The sequence below is a fragment of the Vibrio antiquarius genome (assembly GCF_000024825.1).
GTDB classification, from domain to species: domain Bacteria; phylum Pseudomonadota; class Gammaproteobacteria; order Enterobacterales; family Vibrionaceae; genus Vibrio; species Vibrio diabolicus.
On the sequence record NC_013456.1, the window covers coordinates 1,399,460 to 1,418,511 of the forward strand.

Below are 19,052 nucleotides of genomic sequence, written 5' to 3' on the forward strand. Positions count from 1 at the left end.
GTGAGTGAGAACAGCGTCAACAATCCAGTTTCCAGAGCTTGATCAGTCACACTGATCGAACAGACGCAGACTCTATCCCATGGAGAGCGGGATAGGATCCTTTTGTTCTGGAACTTTGCCCGGCTATTTAGCCGGGCTTTTTCTTTTCTCAATTTCTGCTTTTTACATTGCTTCCCGTTAAACGATTTCTTTGGAACTAATCTCCTTGAGGTTTATTAGGGTTATTTCTTGAGATTTTTCGGGAAAAGGGCACAATCGCTTTAGTTTCGCATCTTGCGAATAAACGAACTCATACAAATGGATGTTAAAACGCTGGCGCTATGAAAATTATTGTTGATGAAAATATGCCGTACGCTGAAGAGCTATTCAGCCAACTCGGTAACGTAATTCTAAAATCAGGTCGTACACTGACGGCTGATGATTTAGTGGATGTTGATGCCCTAATGATTCGCTCAGTCACCAAAGTGAATGCTGACCTGATCAGCAAAGCAAACAAGCTGAAGTTTGTTGGTACGGCAACAGCAGGCATGGATCATGTTGACCAAGCACTCTTAAAAGAGAAAGGCATTTTCTTCACTGCGGCGCCAGGGTGTAACAAAGTGGGTGTGGCGGAATACGCGTTCAGCGTGATGATGGTGCTCGCTCAGCAACAAGGCTTCTCGGTATTTGACAAGACGGTAGGTATTATTGGTGCAGGCCAAGTAGGTAGCTACCTAGAGAAATGTTTGAAAGGCATGGGGATTAAAGTTCTCATCAATGACCCATTCAAACAAGAGGCTGGTGATCCTCGTAGCTTTACTCCGTTGACAGAACTGATTGAAAGCTCAGACATCATTACACTACATACGCCAATCACCAAAGATGGCCTATATCCAACTCATCATTTAATTGATGAAACGGTTTTAAACTCGCTTCGTGGTGATCAGATTTTGATTAACGCCGCGCGAGGTCCAATCGTTGATAATGAGGCATTGAAGCAACGTCTTTTGAAAAACGACGGTTTTACCGCAGCGCTTGACGTATTTGAATTTGAACCAGAGGTTGATATGGAGCTTCTGCCTCTGCTAGCATTCGCAACCCCTCACGTTGCAGGCTACGGCTTGGAAGGGAAAGCTCGCGGTACGACGATGATTTTCAACAGCTACTGTGAGTTCTTAAATAACGAATTACGTGCGCATGCCAGCGATTTACTGCCAACCGCGCCTGTTCCTACTATGGTATTGGACAGAGCTTGGGATGAAGCAACACTGCATAACATCACGCAGTTAATCTATGATGTGCGTAGAGATGACGCTCTTTTCCGTCGTGAGATCAGTAAGCCAGGTGCTTTTGACCTGATGCGTAAAAACTACTGGGATCGCCGTGAATACAGCGCTGTCACGCTAGTGGGTAACAAAACATGTAACCTTGCTCCATTAGCAGAACTAGGTTTTCAGATTGAGGTAAGTCAATGAGCCAGCAATATAATGTTGCCATTTTAGGTGCGACCGGTGCGGTCGGTGAAACAATTTTAGAAGTGCTTCAAGAACGTAAATTCCCAGTGGGTGACATTCACTTATTGGCAAGTGAGCGTAGCGAAGGCAAGACTTATCGCTTTAATGGCAAAACGGTTCGTGTACAGAACGTTGAAGAGTTTGATTGGTCTCAAGCTCATATTGCGTTGTTCTCTGCTGGTGGTGAGCTATCTGAAAAATGGGCGCCAATCGCGGCAGATGAAGGTGTTATCGTTATCGACAACACTTCACACTTCCGTTATGAGTACGACATTCCTCTTGTTGTGCCAGAAGTAAACCCAGAAGCGATTGCAGAGTTTCGTAACCGTAACATCATCGCGAACCCAAACTGTTCGACCATTCAAATGCTGGTGGCACTAAAACCAATTCACGATGCAGTGGGTATTGAGCGTATTAACGTATCTACATACCAATCCGTATCTGGTGCGGGTAAAGCGGGCATTGACGAACTAGCAGGTCAAACGGCTAAGCTTCTAAACGGTCTGCCAGCGGATAAGAAGCAATTCTCTCAACAGATTGCGTTTAACTGTATTCCGCAAATCGATCAGATGATGGAAAATGGCTACACCAAAGAAGAAATGAAAATGGTGTGGGAAACACAGAAGATCTTTAACGATCCATCAATCACAGTAAACCCAACGTGTGTGCGTGTGCCGGTATTCTATGGTCATGCTGAAGCGCTTCACATTGAGACTCGCTCTCCAATCGATGCACAAGAAGTTGTTAACTTGCTTGAGCAAACAGAAGGCATTGAAGTCTTCCACGGTGATGACTTCCCGACACAAGTGCGTGATGCGGGCGGTAAAGATCATGTTATGGTTGGTCGAATCCGCAACGATATCAGCCACCATAGTGGTGTAAACTTGTGGGTTGTGGCGGATAACGTGCGTAAAGGCGCAGCAACTAACGCGGTACAAATCGCTGAAGTTCTGATCCGCGATTACTACTAAGTCACTTACCAGTTCATTTCAAAGCCTCGCACTGTGCGAGGCTTTTTTGTACGAACGGAACAAAATAGTGTGAGATTAGTACGAATATGGCGAGAGCCACACATTTTTTATTCTCAACGCTATAGTTTTGCATGTGATATCCGATATATTTAACCGATCACCATTTCAAATTGTATTTAGCACAAAACTGAGCCTTCTATGCGTCAAAATTATAAGCGTTTGTTAGCAGCCCTTGTGTTGATGAGCGCGACTCAGACATCATCAGTGGTTCAAGCCGAAGGAATTCGTCTTGTTGGACCGTCTGGTGAAGTGCAATCATCTCCGAGCTATGCTGAAGATATTGAGCGAGCATTACCTGCTCCTCCTGCAAACACTCAGCCGTCACGTTTCTTTGGTCCGACTGGTGAAAATCAAACACTATGGTCGATCGCTTCAGAATTACGACCTTCACGCGGTGTTACCGTTCAACAAACGCTTCTTGCCATTTATCGAATTAACCCTCAAGCGTTTGAGAACCAAAACATTCATGAGTTGATCCCAGGGAGTCGACTACGAGTACCGTCTCTAGAGCAAGTGCAAAGCGCGACTACAGAGCAAGCTGTTGCGATTATGAAGGCGCACGAGGCTAAGTTAAAACAGCCGAAGCCGACAAATAGAGCCACGCCAGCGCAACGCGTCACCGAGCAACCAAAGCCACAAATAAAAGTAGAACCCAAGCCTGTTGCTCCTAAACCAGAAACCACTGTAGCTGCGGAACCAAAACCGGTTCAAAAAACAATACCAGTTATTCCTGCGCCACCTGTGAACACCTCTCCGCAGGGTGAAAAGCAGGTCAGTGCGTTAAAAGACAAACTTCAAGGCTCACAAAGTGAATTAGAGTCATTGGAAGAGAAGAACCATCGTCTTCGCTTAATGTTGTCAGAAGTGCAAAGCGAAGTTGAAACCTTGAAAAATGAGCTGAATGACGAAGAACGCATTCGCTCGGAAGTCGAGAAACTGCTTGCTGAAGAGCGCCAGCGCCTTGCTGAGCAACAACGCATGCAGCCAAGTACGATTGACAAGATTTTGTCTAATGGTTGGCTTGTCGGCTTAGCGGCGCTTATTCCAGGTGCATTGCTGGCACTGTTGGTTGTGATGTTGCTTGGTCGCCGTTCTAAAAACAAAGAGGAAGAGTCTGCTGAGCAATCGCCGCAGGAAACCGATCCATTAGCTGCGCCAATTGGTTTAGCGGCGACGGACGAGCTGGATGAAGAACTCACACTTGATGATGAGTTGTTCGCAGATGAAGATATTAATACTCAGGCTACACAAGAAGAGAAGCCAGATTTAGAAGAAGACGTCTTTGCCAACCTTGACGATGAAGAACTGGATTTCAACCTAGAAGGGGACGATGACCCATTTGCGGGTATCGGTGATGACGGCGACCTAGATGTTGGTCTGGATGAGTTTGAGTCATCGAACAATGGTATCCAAGTTAACGGCGAAGAAAAAGCGCTTGGTTTAGAAGAGATGGAGCGAGCCTTAGATGAGGTTGCTCCAGAACTAGAAGTGCTCGATGACGATGAGGCTGGCTTCGATCTTTCAGATGATACGAACGAGAAAGCAGACTCGCTTTCAGACGACGCATTTGCGGAACTACTTGCAGCAGATGAGCCGTCAGAAGAGTTACCAAGTGACACTGTCGATCAGGATATGCTTGATGACTTGTTTGCGGAACTTGGCAATGACGACTTCGACCTAGATACCGATGAACCTGAACTAAAACAGCCCGTATCGGATGATGATTTCAGCGCAGGAGAGGCATCTGATGACGATATCGATAAGCTATTAGCTCAATACGAGCAGCCTGTTACTGAGTCGACAGAAGTTGAAGGTGACGTCAGCGAAGACGCCGTTCTAGATGAAAACAGTACGGACTTACTCGATGAACTGATCGATTTTGACGAAGATGAAACAGACGACGAGTTTGACCCACTGAATGAGCTAGAAGCACTCTCTGGTTTTGAAGGTGATGACTCGATTGAAGAGTTAGATGCAGATAGCACAGATTTACTGGATGAACTCATTGATGACGTCACATCCGAACTGGATGAAGAGACAGGAACTGAGACAGAGTTAGACCCGTTTGATGATCTGATTCGAGAGGACGAAAGCCCTGCACAGAATAAATCGGAAGAGGAAGAGTTACTCGCTTCACTTGGTTTTGGCGAACCAGACGGCGAAGAAAAGCCATCTTCAATAGCTGAGTCAGAGCCAACCCATGAAGAGCCGGAAATTGAGTCTGGTTTGGACATCGATGCTTTATTAAGTGACAGTCAACCAGATCTGCAACAAACAGCGCCAGAGCAACCATTAACCGAGCCAGAAACTGCTTCAGAGCCATTTAGCAGCGATGAGTTTCTTGGTGATTTAGAGGACCTCTCACCAGAGAACGATCCTTTAATGAGCGAGCTAGACGACTTGTTTGAGTCAGACAGTGAAGAGCTTCAGCCTACAGAGCAAGAAAAAGCGGACTTTTCTGCTGAACTGGATGCACTATTTGATACTGAAGATGATTTAACGCAACAACAAGTTGAAGAGCCGCAAGCTGAGATAGAGGAATCTTCGCCACAACAAGAAGAGGATGCCAATTCTAAGTCAACGCAAGATGCATCAGTAGAGCCTGATGCTAAAGTGCCGCCTCAAGTTGATACAGAAGAAGACGCCCCAGCGTTCACTCCGACACCAAATACAGTAGAAAATGAATTTGGTGTTCCACAAGAAGAAGATTGGCTACTGGATGAGCCTGAACTAGAAAGTGAAACTCAACCAGAACAAGAACAAAACTCGGGTAACAAAAGTGAGCCAGAAAGTTCAGAACTAGCATCAGAAACTGATTCGGCCACCAATGCAGAAGAAGAGTTCGATTTTGATGAACTCGATCTACCAGAGTTCAGTGAAGAAGACGCACTGGCGTCCATGGCGGACGAACCTGCGTTTGATGAACCAGAGCCTGTCGAGCCTGAGCGCTCTGAAGCTGATTCGGCCACTGAAGCAGAAGATGAATTCAATTTTGATGAACTCGATCTACCAGAGTTTAGCGAAGAGGACGCATTGGCGTCTATGGCGGGCGAACCTGCGTTAGATGACCCAGAATCTATCGAGCCTGAGCGCTCTGAAGCTGAGTCGGCGACTGAAGCAGAAGAAGAGTTCGATTTCGATGAACTCGAACTGCCAGAGTTTAGTGAAGAGGATGCATTGGCGTCTATGGCGGGCGAACCTGCGTTAGATGACCCAGATCGCTCTGAAGCTGAGTCGGCGACTGAAGCAGAAGAAGAGTTCGATTTCGATGAACTCGAACTGCTAGAGTTTAGTGAAGAGGATGCATTGGCGTCCATGGCAGGCGAACCTACGTTAGATGAACCAGAATCTATCGAACCTGAGCGCTCTGAAGCTGAGTCGGCGACTGAAGCAGAAGAAGAGTTCGATTTCGACGAACTCGAACTGCCAGAGTTCAGCGAAGAGGACGCATTGGCGTCCATGGCAGGCGAACCTACGTTAGATGAACCAGAATCTATCGAGCCTGAGCGCTCTGAAGCTGAGTCGGCGACTGAAGCAGAAGAAGAGTTCGATTTCGATGAACTCGAACTGCCAGAATTCAGTGAAGAAGACGCCTTGGCATCTATGGAAGAAGAGCCAGAATTACCGAGTTCTGAAACCGCAGATATAGAACCAATCTCCGGTGAGGATGAAGAGCTAAGTTTTGACGACCAAGACCTTCCTGAGTTCAATGAGGAAGATGTTCTCGCATCAATGAATGAGAGTGCGCCAGAGACTCCTAATGTTGAAGCTGAGACATCGAGACCAACTCTTCAAGCCGATAACGATCATGATGCTTTGTTTGAAGTTTTTGCGCAGCAAAACGGTTTTGATACTGAACCAGAAGTGCAGCCAACGGCGACAGAGGGTGAGCCGCTAAGTGACTTAGATGATGAATCTTCAATGGCTAACCTTCTTGCTGAAGACGCAAGTTCAGAGGTATTTGAAGGTCAGTTAGACAGTGACACCATCGCAAGCGCAGGTATGGATTTTGAAACCATGCTTGATGTTGGAGATGATTGGGATGGCTTTAAACCAGCTGCCGATAGCGTAAGTTCTACGGAAGATGTGCCTGAGGACCAGCGTGATGTTTGGAATTCGAGTGACGCACTAAGTCAGCCAGAGATCGCGCAAGAAAACTGGGCAGAGCAAAGCAACTTGGATGACTTCGACCCGAAGAAAAATCAATTTATGACGATTGATGAATTGATGGCTCAGGTCGATAAAGAAGGTGGTGAGTTCGAAGAGGAAGATCTGAAGCTTGATGTCGGATTGAACGAGTTTCCAGATGTTATCGGTGAGATCGGCGATGTTGACGTAGATAGCAACGCTGAAGCTGCTGGAAAACTGGACCTTGCTAAAATCTATCTCGAGATGAACGATTCTCAAGGGGCGATAAAATTACTAGAAGAGGCGATTGTTTACGGTGAAGATGATATTCGCCGCGAAGCAAAGAGCTTGATTGATGCCATTAATGGCCGATAAATCGAAAAGGGTAGCGTTGGCTACCCTTTTTGTGTCTCGCTAGTATGATGCTACCTCTACGTCATCCTTGTTGAAACTGGCAACTTGAGGTGACTTGAGTATATACTTCCCGCCCCATTTTAGAGTTCGAAGGTTAAGATGAGAATCGCATTAGGTATCGAGTACAACGGTACAAACTACTTTGGTTGGCAGCGCCAAAGAGAAGTGAAAAGTGTCCAAGAAGAGCTAGAGAAAGCATTGTCCGTTATTGCTAATCACCCAGTTGAAGTGCAGTGTGCTGGTCGGACAGACGCTGGCGTGCATGGCACAGGACAAGTTGTGCACTTTGATACCAACGTTACTCGAAAAATGGTAGCTTGGACCATGGGCGCAAACGCGAACATGCCGAGTGATATAGCGGTTCGTTGGGCTAAGGAAGTCCCAGATGATTTCCATGCACGATTCTCAGCGACAGCGCGCCGTTATCGTTACATTATTTTCAATCATGCTTTACGGCCTGGCATCTTAAACTCTGGTGTGAGCCACTATCATGGTGAGCTCGACGAGAAAAAAATGCATGAGGCAGGGCAGTATCTGCTTGGTGAAAATGATTTTACGTCGTTTCGTGCGGCGCATTGTCAGTCTCGTAGCCCATTTCGAAACTTGATGCATCTGAACGTTACGCGCCATGGGAACTATGTGGTTATTGATATTAAAGCTAATGCGTTCGTGCATCATATGGTTCGTAACATCACGGGTAGCTTGATAAAGGTTGGACGTGGTGAAGAGAGCCCTGAATGGATCAAATGGTTGCTAGAGGCTAAAGATCGCAAACTAGCGGGTGCGACAGCGAAAGCGGAAGGTCTGTACCTGGTAGATGTAGACTATCCAGAAGAATTTGGGTTACCTGAAGTGCCGATAGGTCCACTGTTTTTGCCAGATAATTTGAACTAATTTTACAAACTTATTTCAAAATATCGGTAGTGTTTACATTGAATGTGAGCGGAAAACATACGCTATTTATGATATCAAAAATAGGTACAACCAGTTTTTTATCTACAGTAGCTGCAAGATATGGTTTAATCCGTCGGTATTATGTCGAATTTATATCTTTCGCAATGAAGCGGAAGAGTTGAGAGAAAAGGTCTTCCATGAGTTGGCTTGAAAAGATTTTAGAGAAAAGCAACCTAGTAAGTTCACGCAAAGCTTCTATCCCAGAAGGTGTGTGGACTAAATGTACCTCTTGTGAACAGGTTTTATACCATGCTGAACTAGAGCGTAACCTAGAAGTTTGTCCAAAGTGTAACCATCACATGCGCATGAAAGCGCGTCGTCGTTTGGAAACGTTTTTAGATGAAGGCAATCGAGTTGAATTAGGTACCGAACTTGAGCCACAGGATAAACTGAAATTTAAAGATTCTAAGCGATACAAAGAGCGTATCTCTGCAGCACAAAAAAACAGCGGAGAGAAAGATGCGCTAGTTGTGATGCAAGGTGAACTGCTTGGTCTACCCCTTGTGGCGTGTGCGTTTGAATTCTCCTTTATGGGCGGTTCAATGGGTTCAGTTGTTGGTGCTCGCTTCGTTAAAGCGGTGGATGCAGCAATTGAAAACAATTGTGCACTTGTTTGTTTCTCAGCAAGTGGTGGCGCTCGTATGCAAGAGGCATTGATGTCTCTTATGCAAATGGCAAAAACCAGTGCTGCGCTTGAGCGTCTATCAGAAAAAGGTCTGCCGTTTATTTCGGTTCTAACTGACCCTACAATGGGTGGTGTATCAGCAAGTTTGGCTATGTTGGGTGATATCAACATCGGTGAACCTAAGGCGCTGATTGGCTTTGCTGGTCGTCGTGTTATCGAGCAAACAGTACGTGAAGATCTTCCTGAAGGTTTCCAGCGTAGTGAGTTCCTGCTTGATCACGGTGCGATTGATATGATCGTTGACCGTCGTGAAATGCGTCAGCGTGTGGGTGGTCTAATCGCTAAGATGACTAACCACAAGTCTCCTTTGGTGGTTTCGGTTAACGAATCTCCAAATGAAGAACCATATTCTGTACCAGAAGCGGACGAAAAAGGGTAAAGTATCAACTAACATAAAAACCAAAGAATTTAATGGTTAAAGTTAGATGACCCAAAACCCAATTCCTCAAGCCACATCTTCATTAGAGATGTGGCTTGATTATTTAGCAAATATTCATTCCTCAGCAATTGATCTAGGCTTAGACCGTGTCCAAGCGGTAGCAAACAAAGCCAATCTTACCAAACCAGCTCCAACCGTAATCACTGTTGCCGGCACCAATGGCAAAGGCTCAACGTGTGCGTTAATGGAAGCCATTTTACTCGATGCTGGCTATTCAGTCGGTGTTTACAGCTCTCCGCACCTGATTCGTTACAACGAGCGTGTACGCATTAATGGCGTCGACGTTGTAGATGCAAAGCACTGTGAAGCATTCGACTATGTAGAAAAGCAGCGTGGTGATATCAGCCTTAGCCTCTTTGAATTCGGTACGCTTGCTGCGCTACGTATTTTCCAAGCAGAGAAAGTCGACGTTGTGTTGCTTGAAGTAGGACTTGGCGGCCGTCTAGACGCCACCAACGTTGTTGACCATGATGTTTCTGTTATTACGAGCTTAGCGATCGATCATGTGGATTGGCTTGGTGATGACATCAATGTCATTGGTTTTGAAAAGGCAGGCATTTACCGTCCAGGGAAGCCAGCAATTTGTGGTCAACCAACGCCACCGGCGACTGTGGCAGCTCATGCTGACGATATTGGCTCTGAGTTCTTTCAAGTGGGTATTCAGTATGATTATCAACTAACTAATAATGGTTGGAAGTGGAGCAGTGGTGCATTTGCGTTAGAGGATTTACCTGTCCCATCGTTACCGCTACAAAATGCGGCAACAGCATTGATGGCGTTAGGAGCATCGGAATTGCAAATCACTGACATAAACATTGTTAATGGCTTGAATAATGCTCGCCTGGCAGGGCGTATGCAGGTACTGCATCACGAACCTGAAATAGTCCTTGATGTCGCTCATAACCCGCACTCTGCTGAGTATTTGGTAGAGAGAGTGAAGCACCAATATTTGGGTAAGAATATCCATATTGTGGTCGCGATGCTGCATGACAAAGACATTAAAGCAACCATTGAAGCGCTAACTCCAATTGCAACACAATGGTATCCAGCGTCGCTAACCGGACCGAGAGCGGCGACAGCTGATGAATTGTGCCAATACTTACCTGATGGGCAAGTTCATTTTGAAAACCCTGTTGACGCCTTCGAGAGTGCGAGAAGCCACGCAAAGACAGGAGACGTTATTCTGGTGGTTGGCTCATTCCATACCGTCGGAGAGGTATTGGAACATTGGCAATCAAATAATAAATAAGTAAAGGTATTTTGATGGCAAGTAAATTCCAAAGTCGTTTAGTCGGCACCATCATTCTAGTCGCAGTCGGAGTGATTGTTCTTCCCGATGTGCTAGATGGTAAGAAACTGCACTACAAAGAAGAATTTGCCAGTATTCCTATCAAACCTGAACTTGATAGTGATGTGGAAAACTTCGAAATATTAGAGCCAGTGGAAGACGACATAGCGTTACCGGACTCTCCAGTTGAAGCGGTGGTGCAGGAGCAAGAGGGCGCCCAAGTGGCTGCTTCTGAGCCTGACCCAACGCCGACGCCTAAACCAGAGGTCATCAAACAGCCAGAGCAAGTTGAGGTGGCCGCTCGTCCTGTGCAAGAAAAAAATCAATATGAAGATTCTGCTTGGATCATTCAGTTGATGGCGCTTAAGAATCACGAAAATGCGGTCGCGCTTGTCGCTGATTTGCAAAAGCGTGGCTATCAAGCTCATACAAAGAAAGAAAACGAGTTTACGAGAGTGATTGTTGGTCCTGATGTGTCAAAAAGTAAACTTGAACGACAAGTCAAGGAATTACAAAAAATTACAGGCTCAAAAGGTCAATTGCTTAAATTTAAGCCATTAAATCCATAAGAAAACGTTTGCGTCAGCATTTTTTCTGTTAAAATGCGCGCCAACTTAAGATGAAGAAAACATGAATTGGATAGATTTTATCATTTTAGGTGTGATCGGATTTTCAGCTCTGATCAGTTTAGTTCGCGGTTTTGCTAAAGAAGCTTTGTCTTTGGTGATTTGGTTTGGAGCGTTTTTTATCTCCAGCAACTACTACGCCAAATTGGCGGTGTACTTCACCAACATCGAAGATGACATGTTTCGTAACGGAGCGGCGATTGCGGCTTTATTTGTCGCGACCTTGGTAGTTGGTGCAGTGGTGAATTACGTCATTGGTCAACTGGTACAAAAAACAGGGCTATCAGGTACGGACCGAATTCTTGGGATTGTATTTGGTGGTCTACGCGGAGTCTTAATTGTTTCTGCGGTGCTGTTTTTTATGGATGCGTTTACTGCATTCCCAAGCTCGGATTGGTGGAAAGATTCACAGTTGATCCCTGAGTTCAGCCGTATCATCGCCCCATTCTTCGAGCATTTACAAGCAACATCAAGTTTTCTGTCTGGCACTATCTAGTAGTGCCAGCTACTGTCGCAAATCGAGGATTAGGACATGTGTGGTATTGTTGGAATCGTGGGCACAACGCCTGTAAACCAGTCTATTTATGACGCGTTAACGGTGTTACAGCATCGTGGCCAAGATGCCGCTGGTATTTGTACCATAGAAAGCAATCGTTTTCGTCTGCGCAAGGCGAACGGTTTAGTCAAGGATGTATTTGAAGCAAGACATATGCAGCGCCTGCAAGGCGAGGTCGGAATTGGTCATGTTCGTTACCCAACAGCAGGCAGCTCAAGCGCTTCAGAAGCTCAACCTTTCTACGTAAACTCTCCTTTCGGTATTACACTTGCCCACAATGGCAACTTGACCAACGCTAACGAAGTTCGTCAAAAGCTGTTTGAAAAAGATCGCCGTCATATCAATACCACTTCAGACTCCGAAGTATTACTAAATGTACTGGCACACGAAATTGACTCAGTAAAAGGAAATGTCACGACAGAAGACGTATTCCGCGCAGTCACCAATGTGCATCGCACAATTCGTGGTGCTTACGCTGTGACTGCCATGATCATTGGTCATGGTATGATTGCGTTTCGTGACCCACACGGTATTCGCCCGCTGTGTTTAGGTAAGCGTGAAGTTAATGGCAGAGCGGAGTACATGGTTGCGTCTGAATCGGTAGCATTGGATGCCGTCGGTTTTGATTTTGTCCGTGATGTTGCACCTGGTGAGGCAATCTACGCAACGTTTGATGGTGAACTGTACACGAAGCAGTGTGCAGATAATCCTAAGCTGAACCCTTGTATTTTCGAGTTCGTGTACTTTGCTCGTCCAGACTCGTTCATCGATAAAATTTCGGTATACAGCGCTCGCGTTGAAATGGGTAAAAAGTTAGGCGAACGTATTCGTGAAGACTACGCAAATCTTGATATTGATGTCGTTATTCCTATCCCTGAAACGTCGTGCGACATAGCACTTCAAATCGCTCAAGCGATCGATATCCCTTACCGCCAAGGCTTCGTGAAAAACCGTTACGTGGGACGTACGTTTATCATGCCTGGTCAGCAACAACGTAAGAAATCTGTACGTCGCAAGTTGAATGCAATTCGTTCGGAGTTCAAAGATAAGAATGTGTTGCTGGTGGATGACTCTATCGTTCGTGGTACTACGTCAGAACAAATCATCGAAATGGCACGTGATTCTGGTGCGAAGAAAGTGTACATGGTATCAGCAGCACCAGAAGTTCGATTCCCGAACGTGTACGGCATTGATATGCCAAGTGCTACCGAGCTTATTGCTCATGGCCGCGACAACGATACAATTTGTAAGCAGATTGGTGCTGATGCATTGATTTATCAACGTCTAGAAGACTTAGTTGAGGCTGTCGGCCTTGGAAACCAAGATATTACTCAGTTCGATACATCCGTGTTTAACGGCGAATACGTAACGGGTGATATTGACCAACAATACCTAGACTTCTTAGATGGTCTTCGTAACGATGATGCGAAAACACAACTTGAAATCCAACAGGATTTAGCAAACCTAGAGCTGCATAACGAAGGCGCATAATAGGCGTTTTCTTGAGGCGTAAAAAAACCAGAGCTCCGGCTCTGGTTTTTTGTATTCGCTATCGAATTAGTGAATGTTGTAAGCGATCACAAAGTCGATAAAGAGACGAACTTTCTCTGGCAGGTGATCTTTGTGGTTGTAAAGCATATAAATGTCGCGCGGGTTTGCACTCCAATCTGGCAGTATGCGTACCAAATCGCCGCTTTCGATGTATTCTTTGATCATGACATCTGGCATTAGCGTGATGCCTAAACCTTCGGAACAAGCACTGCGTACTACATTTAGTGCATTCGCCTGAAAGCGACCACGATCAACGTTTACGACAGACTCGCCTTTGCTATTAATTAAGGTCCACTTGATCAGAGGGTAGCCTTTTAGTAATGAATGGTTAGAGAGCTCTTCTGCGTGGTTTGGTGCTGGATTCGAGGCAAGGTAGTCAGGACTTGCGACAAGAATATCCTTCACTTCGCCAATCTTGCGTGCGATCAGGCTAGAATCACGTTGGGGCCCCACTCGAAAAATGACATCCCATTCAGTAGGGTCAAGCTTGTCTGCATTATTTTCTGTCGTTAGTTCGATATTGATGTCCGGATACTGCTTCATAAAGCTGTTGAACATCGGCATCATCATGCGCTTAGTTAAGTTATAAGGCGCCGATATCTTAATCTTGCCTGATGCTCCTCGGCAGTCGTCAGTGATTTCCTCTGCTGCCGTGGTTAGCCTTTGTAGCAAAGGAGAGCACTCATGGTAAAAACGTTCCCCGGCTTCTGTAAGCGAGAGTTTGCGAGCGTGACGGTTCAACAGTCGAAGATTGACAGAGTCTTCTAGCGCTTGAATGCGTCGGGTGATGGTCGCAACCGGGATCATGGTTTTTCGCGAAGTTGCGGTGTAGCTCCCATTTTCGACAACCAGTCGAAACAGGTTTAAGTCATCTAATTTCATATTTCCAGACACATTAAATTACCGATTACGGCTAATTTATAATTAACTTTGTGATCAAAGCTTGCTTTAAGTCAACATGTTGCATCATTTGAACACAGCAACCCTGTTTGAGTAAATACTGTTATACCCCGTAATATTTGTATAAACGCCGTTTTCAAGCTACGTTTTATAACAAGGCGGAACGGCCTCAAGTCTTGCTGCGCAACGTTTCGCCGGATGTAAACACAACAAAAATAATGACTTAATAATAAATCTGTTTTTTGACTTAGCTTTGTGAGGTGTAAAGGTATGTTTAAGACTCACAGTCAAACGGCAATGGTCTCGGCACAGGAAGTGGTTAATCAAAAACTAATTATGTTGGTGGATGATGATCCAATATTTCGTAAAGTAACCAATGCTTATTTAGAAAGTCAGGGTTTTAAAGTAGTAGAAGCTGAAAACGGCCTAGAGGCGCTTCAACAACTCAGGGAATGCCAACCCGATCTTATCTTGTGTGATTTATCGATGCCGGTATTAGATGGCATTGAATTCGTCGAAGAAGTCAGTCTTGAATATCCATACTTGCCGCTTATCGTGGTATCCGGCACGGATGAAATGTCCGATGTCGCGAAAGCGTTGCGATTTGGTATTAAAGATTTTCTTCCTAAACCGATAGGTAATTATGAGCACCTATCTCAGGCGATAGACAATACGCTCGAAGATACCGATAGCCATTTCTCAGAACAGCGAGACTTTTCAAGTCAGTGGTTCCGAGTCGATGACGGTGGCGAAATCCCAGATGAGCAAGAGCTTCACTGGCATCTAGAGTATTTGCAGCAGAACCCGAGTGCTGCAAGAGATTTACTGCATGCTCTATTGCCAGAGAAAGATGCTTCTCAAGGTGATTGGCGCTGCTCATACCGTTTATTGCAATCGACGGACGTTATGCCACTGGTGTTTGATTATCGTTGGTTAATGAACGGGCAATTTGCGTTCTATCTCGTTGACTCTGCTTCCCAGAGTAATGATGGTGTCGCGACGACATTGCTTGTTAGGGCTTTGTTTGACGATTACCTGCGTAATTTGAAGAGTTTCAGTGCTGATCTGAAGGATATGGTAGGGATCATTGAAAAAGGAATCGAGTGTTCAGAGTGCGCTGGTGCGGTTAATGCTGTATTTGGTGTCGCTGATCTGGCTTCGTCCTCCGTTTCTATCCTGCCTGCGGGTTTAGATAGCCATTGGTCTGACGGAAATACTAATCAACATATCGCGGCAGGTAACTGTTTAGGGGCAGGAAGTATGAAAAACTTCATAACCCGAGATTTACCGCTAGGTGTTGCTGGTCAGTTATCCATCGGTTGTTTAGGCTCTTCAAGTTTTAGCTTAAATATTGCCCGGAAATCAAGACTGGTATAATTCTGACTTCATAACACAATAAGCAGCGTCTCGGCGCTGCTTATTGTCTTTTTAGAACCACAAAAAACAACAAATGCCCGAACAATAACCTTACTTTTTGCTGGTGTTTAGATTTAGCTGTTTAAGGTATAGTCAACGCCTAAAACAATAATGACCCATTTGTGCAACGATAATTTAACGCTGTGCCTTGGGAGAAGCAAAGTCAACTAGTGAGAAGATACATCATGGCAGACAAAGATTTTAAAGAGCCTTATAATATTTTTTACTTTTTAGGTTTCATTGCAGTACTTTTAATTCCAACACTACCTGCAACGCTAACCTGGCTTCGTGTAATGAATGGTTACGCAGGCTTTTAATCTAGCTATTTTGTACCGGAGTTCACCATTCGTATTAAGCGTTACTTTTTCAATACCGTTGGTGGACTCTGTATTGTGCTCGGCATTGCCGGCATAGCCCTTCCGCTTTTACCCACCACTCCTTTCATTCTACTTGCTAGTGCATGTTTTATGCGTGGTAGCCCCGCATTTCATCATTGGCTACATAACCACAAAACGTTTGGACCGATTCTCGATAATTGGCATAAGCACCGGGCTGTTACTTCAAAAGTAAAACAGCGTGGCGCCATTTTTATTGCACTTAGTTTCATGGTTTCAATCGTTGTTGTTCCCCTTGTTTGGGTGAAAATTGGTCTTTTAGTGATGCTAATCGTTTTACTCGGCTGGTTTATGCGTCTGCCTGTGATTGAGTTGGTTGCTGACAGAGAAGAAAATCACTAAGATTGTAGAGAATAGTGTGCCCGCTCTTCGAGTGGGCGTTTGTATTTTCAGCGCCTGTGACTCTTACGAAAATAAGCACATAGTGGTGAAAACCTATTGTTCGTTGCCCTCGTGATACTGCGATTAGAGAGGGCGATGAGCCAATCTAAGTAAATCGGTATTATGACTACAGAAACAATTTCACTGATCAAATCTAGCATCAAAAGCATCCAAGACTACCCAAAGCCAGGCATTCTATTTCGTGATGTGACGAGCCTTCTTGAAGACGCAAAAGCATACCAAGCGACGATCAACTTACTTGTTGAACGTTACAAAGATATGGGCTTTACCAAGGTTGTGGGTACGGAAGCTCGTGGCTTTTTATTTGGTGCGCCTTTAGCGCTTGAGCTAGGTGTTGGTTTTGTACCAGTACGTAAACCAGGCAAGCTACCACGTCCTACTGTTGCTCAATCTTATGAGCTTGAATACGGCGTTGATACACTAGAAATCCATACAGATGCCATCGTTGAAGGCGACAAAGTACTGGTTGTCGACGATTTATTGGCAACGGGCGGTACTATTGAAGCGACGACTAAGCTGATTCGCCAACTGGGCGGTGAAGTTGAGCACGCTGCGTTCGTTATCAACCTACCAGAAATCGGTGGTGATAAACGTTTAGAAGCACTAGGTCTAAACGTATACAGCATTTGCGATTTTGAAGGACATTAATACATTCAATGAGTTATTTAGCTTTAGCGCGAAAATGGCGTCCTAATCAGTTTGACCAAGTTGTCGGACAAAAACATGTCCTGACGGCGTTGGAAAACGCACTGGCGCAAAACCGTTTACACCATGCTTATCTGTTCAGCGGGACTCGTGGTGTGGGTAAAACGAGTATCGGTAGGTTGTTTGCCAAAGGCTTGAACTGCGAAACCGGTATTACCGCGACACCTTGTGGTAAGTGCGATACTTGTCGTGAAATTGATGAAGGTCGCTTTGTCGATCTTCTTGAAATCGATGCGGCATCACGTACTAAAGTTGAAGACACTCGCGAACTGTTAGACAACGTTCAATACAAACCTGCTCGTGGACGTTTTAAAGTGTACCTCATCGATGAGGTACACATGCTATCGCGTCACTCTTTCAATGCGTTGTTGAAAACCCTGGAAGAGCCGCCAGAGTATGTGAAGTTCTTACTCGCGACAACCGATCCACAAAAGCTGCCAGTTACTATATTGTCGCGTTGTCTACAGTTCCATCTCAAACCGATCAGCGTTGATGATATTCATCAGCAACTTGACTACATTTTGGGTCAAGAGCAAGTATCGGCAGAACCAAAAGCACTGGGTATGATTTCACATGCTGCAGATGGCAGTATGCGTGATGCTCTCAGCTTGACCGATCAAGCAATTGCTTTAGGTAACGGTGCGGTGCAAACTGATATTGTCAGCCACATGTTGGGGACGATTGATACCGACCAAGCGATTCACTTACTAGAGTCAATCAGCAGCAAGCAACCTCAACAAGCCATGGATAAAATCCAGCAATTAGCAGCAAATGGTGTTGAGTGGGATGGCTTGTTGCAGCAAGTCGCAACACAGCTTCATCGAATTGCGATGTATCAAGCGTTGCCAGCGTCGCTAGACCGAGCGCAGCCAGATGCAGAAAAGATCGAATTATTGAGTAAAGCACTAAGCCCGCAAGATGTGCAGCTTTACTATCAAATTGCATTGAAAGGTCGTGAAGATTTGACTCTCTCGCCAAATGGGCGAGTCGGTTTGGAAATGATTGTGCTGCGTATGATGGCGTTCCGCCCATCAAATAACAGTGGGGCAAATGTTGTTTCTAGTAACTGCGAACCAGCTTCAGCCCCAGCTCAAAGTGCCAGTCAGCCAAAGACTGCACCAGCTCAGACAGTAGTTGCTCCTCGAACTCAGCAGCCGAGTCCAGCGCAAAGCACACCACAAGTGGCGCCTCAACCTTCATCCAATTCACAACCTGAGTATCACGCGAGTGGATATGAGACGGTTCCGCCACAGTATGATATGGCGCCGCCGATGAGCGAAAACCCAGCGCCGCAGCATGAAACGCCACCTCAACAAGTGCAAGAGAGCGTTTCAACACCGGCGCGCGGTGGTCTAAGCGGTTTACGTCACCAATTACGTTCTCAGCGTCAAGGCCTACAACAGAACACTCCTCAAAATGGTGGCTCAAAAAAGCCTAAAGCGGCATCTGCACAACCAGAATCGGTCATCGACCGAGTAGCGCAATTGCATGGCAATTCCGCGCAGGTGTCGCCAAACTCAGCTCCGAAGTCGACGGAGCCACAAGTTGAGGAAGCGTATCGCTGGCGTCCAAGCAAGCCTGTTGAGACAAAAGTGAATACAAAACTGACACCTACGCAGCTCAAGCAGGCACTTGAGCATGAGAAAACGCCTGAAATGGCACAAAAGCTCATCGATGAATCGTTAGAACATAATGAATGGGCGAAGCTAATCAGCTTAATGGAGATCCCTAAGCTGGTAGAGCAACTTGCGCTAAACTCTCATTATAGTAAGGAAGGAACAACCGTTTCGTTACTATTGAGAAGCAGCCAAGCTCATTTGAATACTGATAGAGCTCAAGCCGAATTGCTTAAAGCACTTAATACCGTGTTAGGTGAAGAGTGCCACATGAGCATCGAAATAGGGGAGAGTGGAGAAACACCACTTGAACTTAGAGATAGGCTCTATCAAGAGAAATTACAGCAAGCTCTGAATAGTTTAGAAAACGATCCAAATGTTCAATTTATTGAACGTCGTTTTGCTGCAGAGCTTGATAAAGATAGTGTGCGCCCTATCTAATAATGGAATGGG

15 protein-coding genes are annotated in these 19,052 nt (G+C 45.4%); 14 read left to right on the top strand and 1 reads right to left on the bottom strand.

Going from position 1 to position 19,052, the window contains the following annotated elements; all coding sequences use genetic code 11:
* The first annotated feature begins 320 nt into the window (after window positions 1–320).
* From VEA_RS06660 to purF, 9 genes are all read left to right on the top strand, one after another.
* Window positions 321–1,454, top strand: coding sequence for a 4-phosphoerythronate dehydrogenase (locus VEA_RS06660; RefSeq protein WP_006741727.1), 1,134 nt, complete (start codon window positions 321–323; stop codon window positions 1,452–1,454).
* A complete protein-coding gene (locus VEA_RS06665; protein ID WP_006741728.1) occupies window positions 1,451–2,464 on the top strand; it encodes an aspartate-semialdehyde dehydrogenase in 1,014 nt (337 codons plus the stop codon). Before VEA_RS06660 ends, VEA_RS06665 begins: the two co-directional genes overlap by 4 nt.
* A 198-nt stretch (window positions 2,465–2,662) precedes the next feature.
* Window positions 2,663–7,027 (top strand): FimV/HubP family polar landmark protein, encoded by a 4,365-nt coding sequence (locus VEA_RS06670; protein ID WP_006741729.1) that lies wholly within the window; start codon window positions 2,663–2,665, stop codon window positions 7,025–7,027.
* A gap of 138 nt (window positions 7,028–7,165) precedes the next feature.
* Window positions 7,166–7,960, top strand: coding sequence for a tRNA pseudouridine(38-40) synthase TruA (gene truA, locus VEA_RS06675; RefSeq protein ID WP_005397196.1), 795 nt, complete (start codon window positions 7,166–7,168; stop codon window positions 7,958–7,960).
* A 197-nt stretch (window positions 7,961–8,157) separates the two neighbouring features.
* Window positions 8,158–9,084, top strand: coding sequence for an acetyl-CoA carboxylase, carboxyltransferase subunit beta (gene accD / locus VEA_RS06680; protein ID WP_005397203.1), 927 nt, complete (start codon window positions 8,158–8,160; stop codon window positions 9,082–9,084).
* Window positions 9,085–9,130: 46 nt separating this feature from the next.
* Entirely contained in the window at window positions 9,131–10,393 is a 1,263-nt protein-coding gene (folC, locus tag VEA_RS06685; protein WP_006741730.1) for a bifunctional tetrahydrofolate synthase/dihydrofolate synthase, read from the top strand.
* 14 nt (window positions 10,394–10,407) lie between these two features.
* Window positions 10,408–11,001: an SPOR domain-containing protein gene (locus VEA_RS06690; RefSeq protein WP_012841546.1), complete on the top strand. Its 594-nt coding sequence runs from the start codon at window positions 10,408–10,410 to the stop codon at window positions 10,999–11,001.
* A 61-nt stretch (window positions 11,002–11,062) separates the two neighbouring features.
* Window positions 11,063–11,554, top strand: coding sequence for a CvpA family protein (locus VEA_RS06695; protein WP_005380590.1), 492 nt, complete (start codon window positions 11,063–11,065; stop codon window positions 11,552–11,554).
* A gap of 36 nt (window positions 11,555–11,590) precedes the next feature.
* Window positions 11,591–13,105: an amidophosphoribosyltransferase gene (purF, locus tag VEA_RS06700; RefSeq protein ID WP_005397209.1), complete on the top strand. Its 1,515-nt coding sequence runs from the start codon at window positions 11,591–11,593 to the stop codon at window positions 13,103–13,105.
* A gap of 66 nt (window positions 13,106–13,171) precedes the next feature.
* On the opposite strand, the gene VEA_RS06705 is transcribed toward purF, so the two are convergent.
* Window positions 13,172–14,047: a LysR family transcriptional regulator gene (locus tag VEA_RS06705; RefSeq protein ID WP_005397211.1), complete on the bottom strand. Its 876-nt coding sequence runs from the start codon at window positions 14,045–14,047 to the stop codon at window positions 13,172–13,174.
* A 288-nt stretch (window positions 14,048–14,335) separates the two neighbouring features.
* Between VEA_RS06705 and VEA_RS06710 the strand changes: the two genes are divergently transcribed.
* The 5 genes from VEA_RS06710 (at window position 14,336) to dnaX (ending at window position 19,040) form a co-directional block, all read left to right on the top strand.
* Window positions 14,336–15,442, top strand: coding sequence for a response regulator (locus VEA_RS06710; protein WP_005397213.1), 1,107 nt, complete (start codon window positions 14,336–14,338; stop codon window positions 15,440–15,442).
* 224 nt (window positions 15,443–15,666) lie between these two features.
* Window positions 15,667–15,798 (top strand): hypothetical protein, encoded by a 132-nt coding sequence (locus VEA_RS24595; RefSeq protein ID WP_005380608.1) that lies wholly within the window; start codon window positions 15,667–15,669, stop codon window positions 15,796–15,798.
* Between the two features lie 72 nt (window positions 15,799–15,870).
* Window positions 15,871–16,218 carry a YbaN family protein gene (locus VEA_RS06720; RefSeq protein WP_043884580.1) on the top strand — a complete coding sequence of 116 codons (348 nt, stop codon included), beginning with the start codon at window positions 15,871–15,873 and terminating at the stop codon, window positions 16,216–16,218.
* Between the two features lie 162 nt (window positions 16,219–16,380).
* A complete protein-coding gene (apt, locus tag VEA_RS06725; protein WP_005380615.1) occupies window positions 16,381–16,926 on the top strand; it encodes an adenine phosphoribosyltransferase in 546 nt (181 codons plus the stop codon).
* Between the two features lie 8 nt (window positions 16,927–16,934).
* Complete coding sequence (gene dnaX, locus VEA_RS06730) at window positions 16,935–19,040, top strand: DNA polymerase III subunit gamma/tau (RefSeq protein WP_006741732.1); 2,106 nt, start codon at window positions 16,935–16,937, stop codon at window positions 19,038–19,040.
* Window positions 19,041–19,052 lie beyond the last annotated feature (12 nt).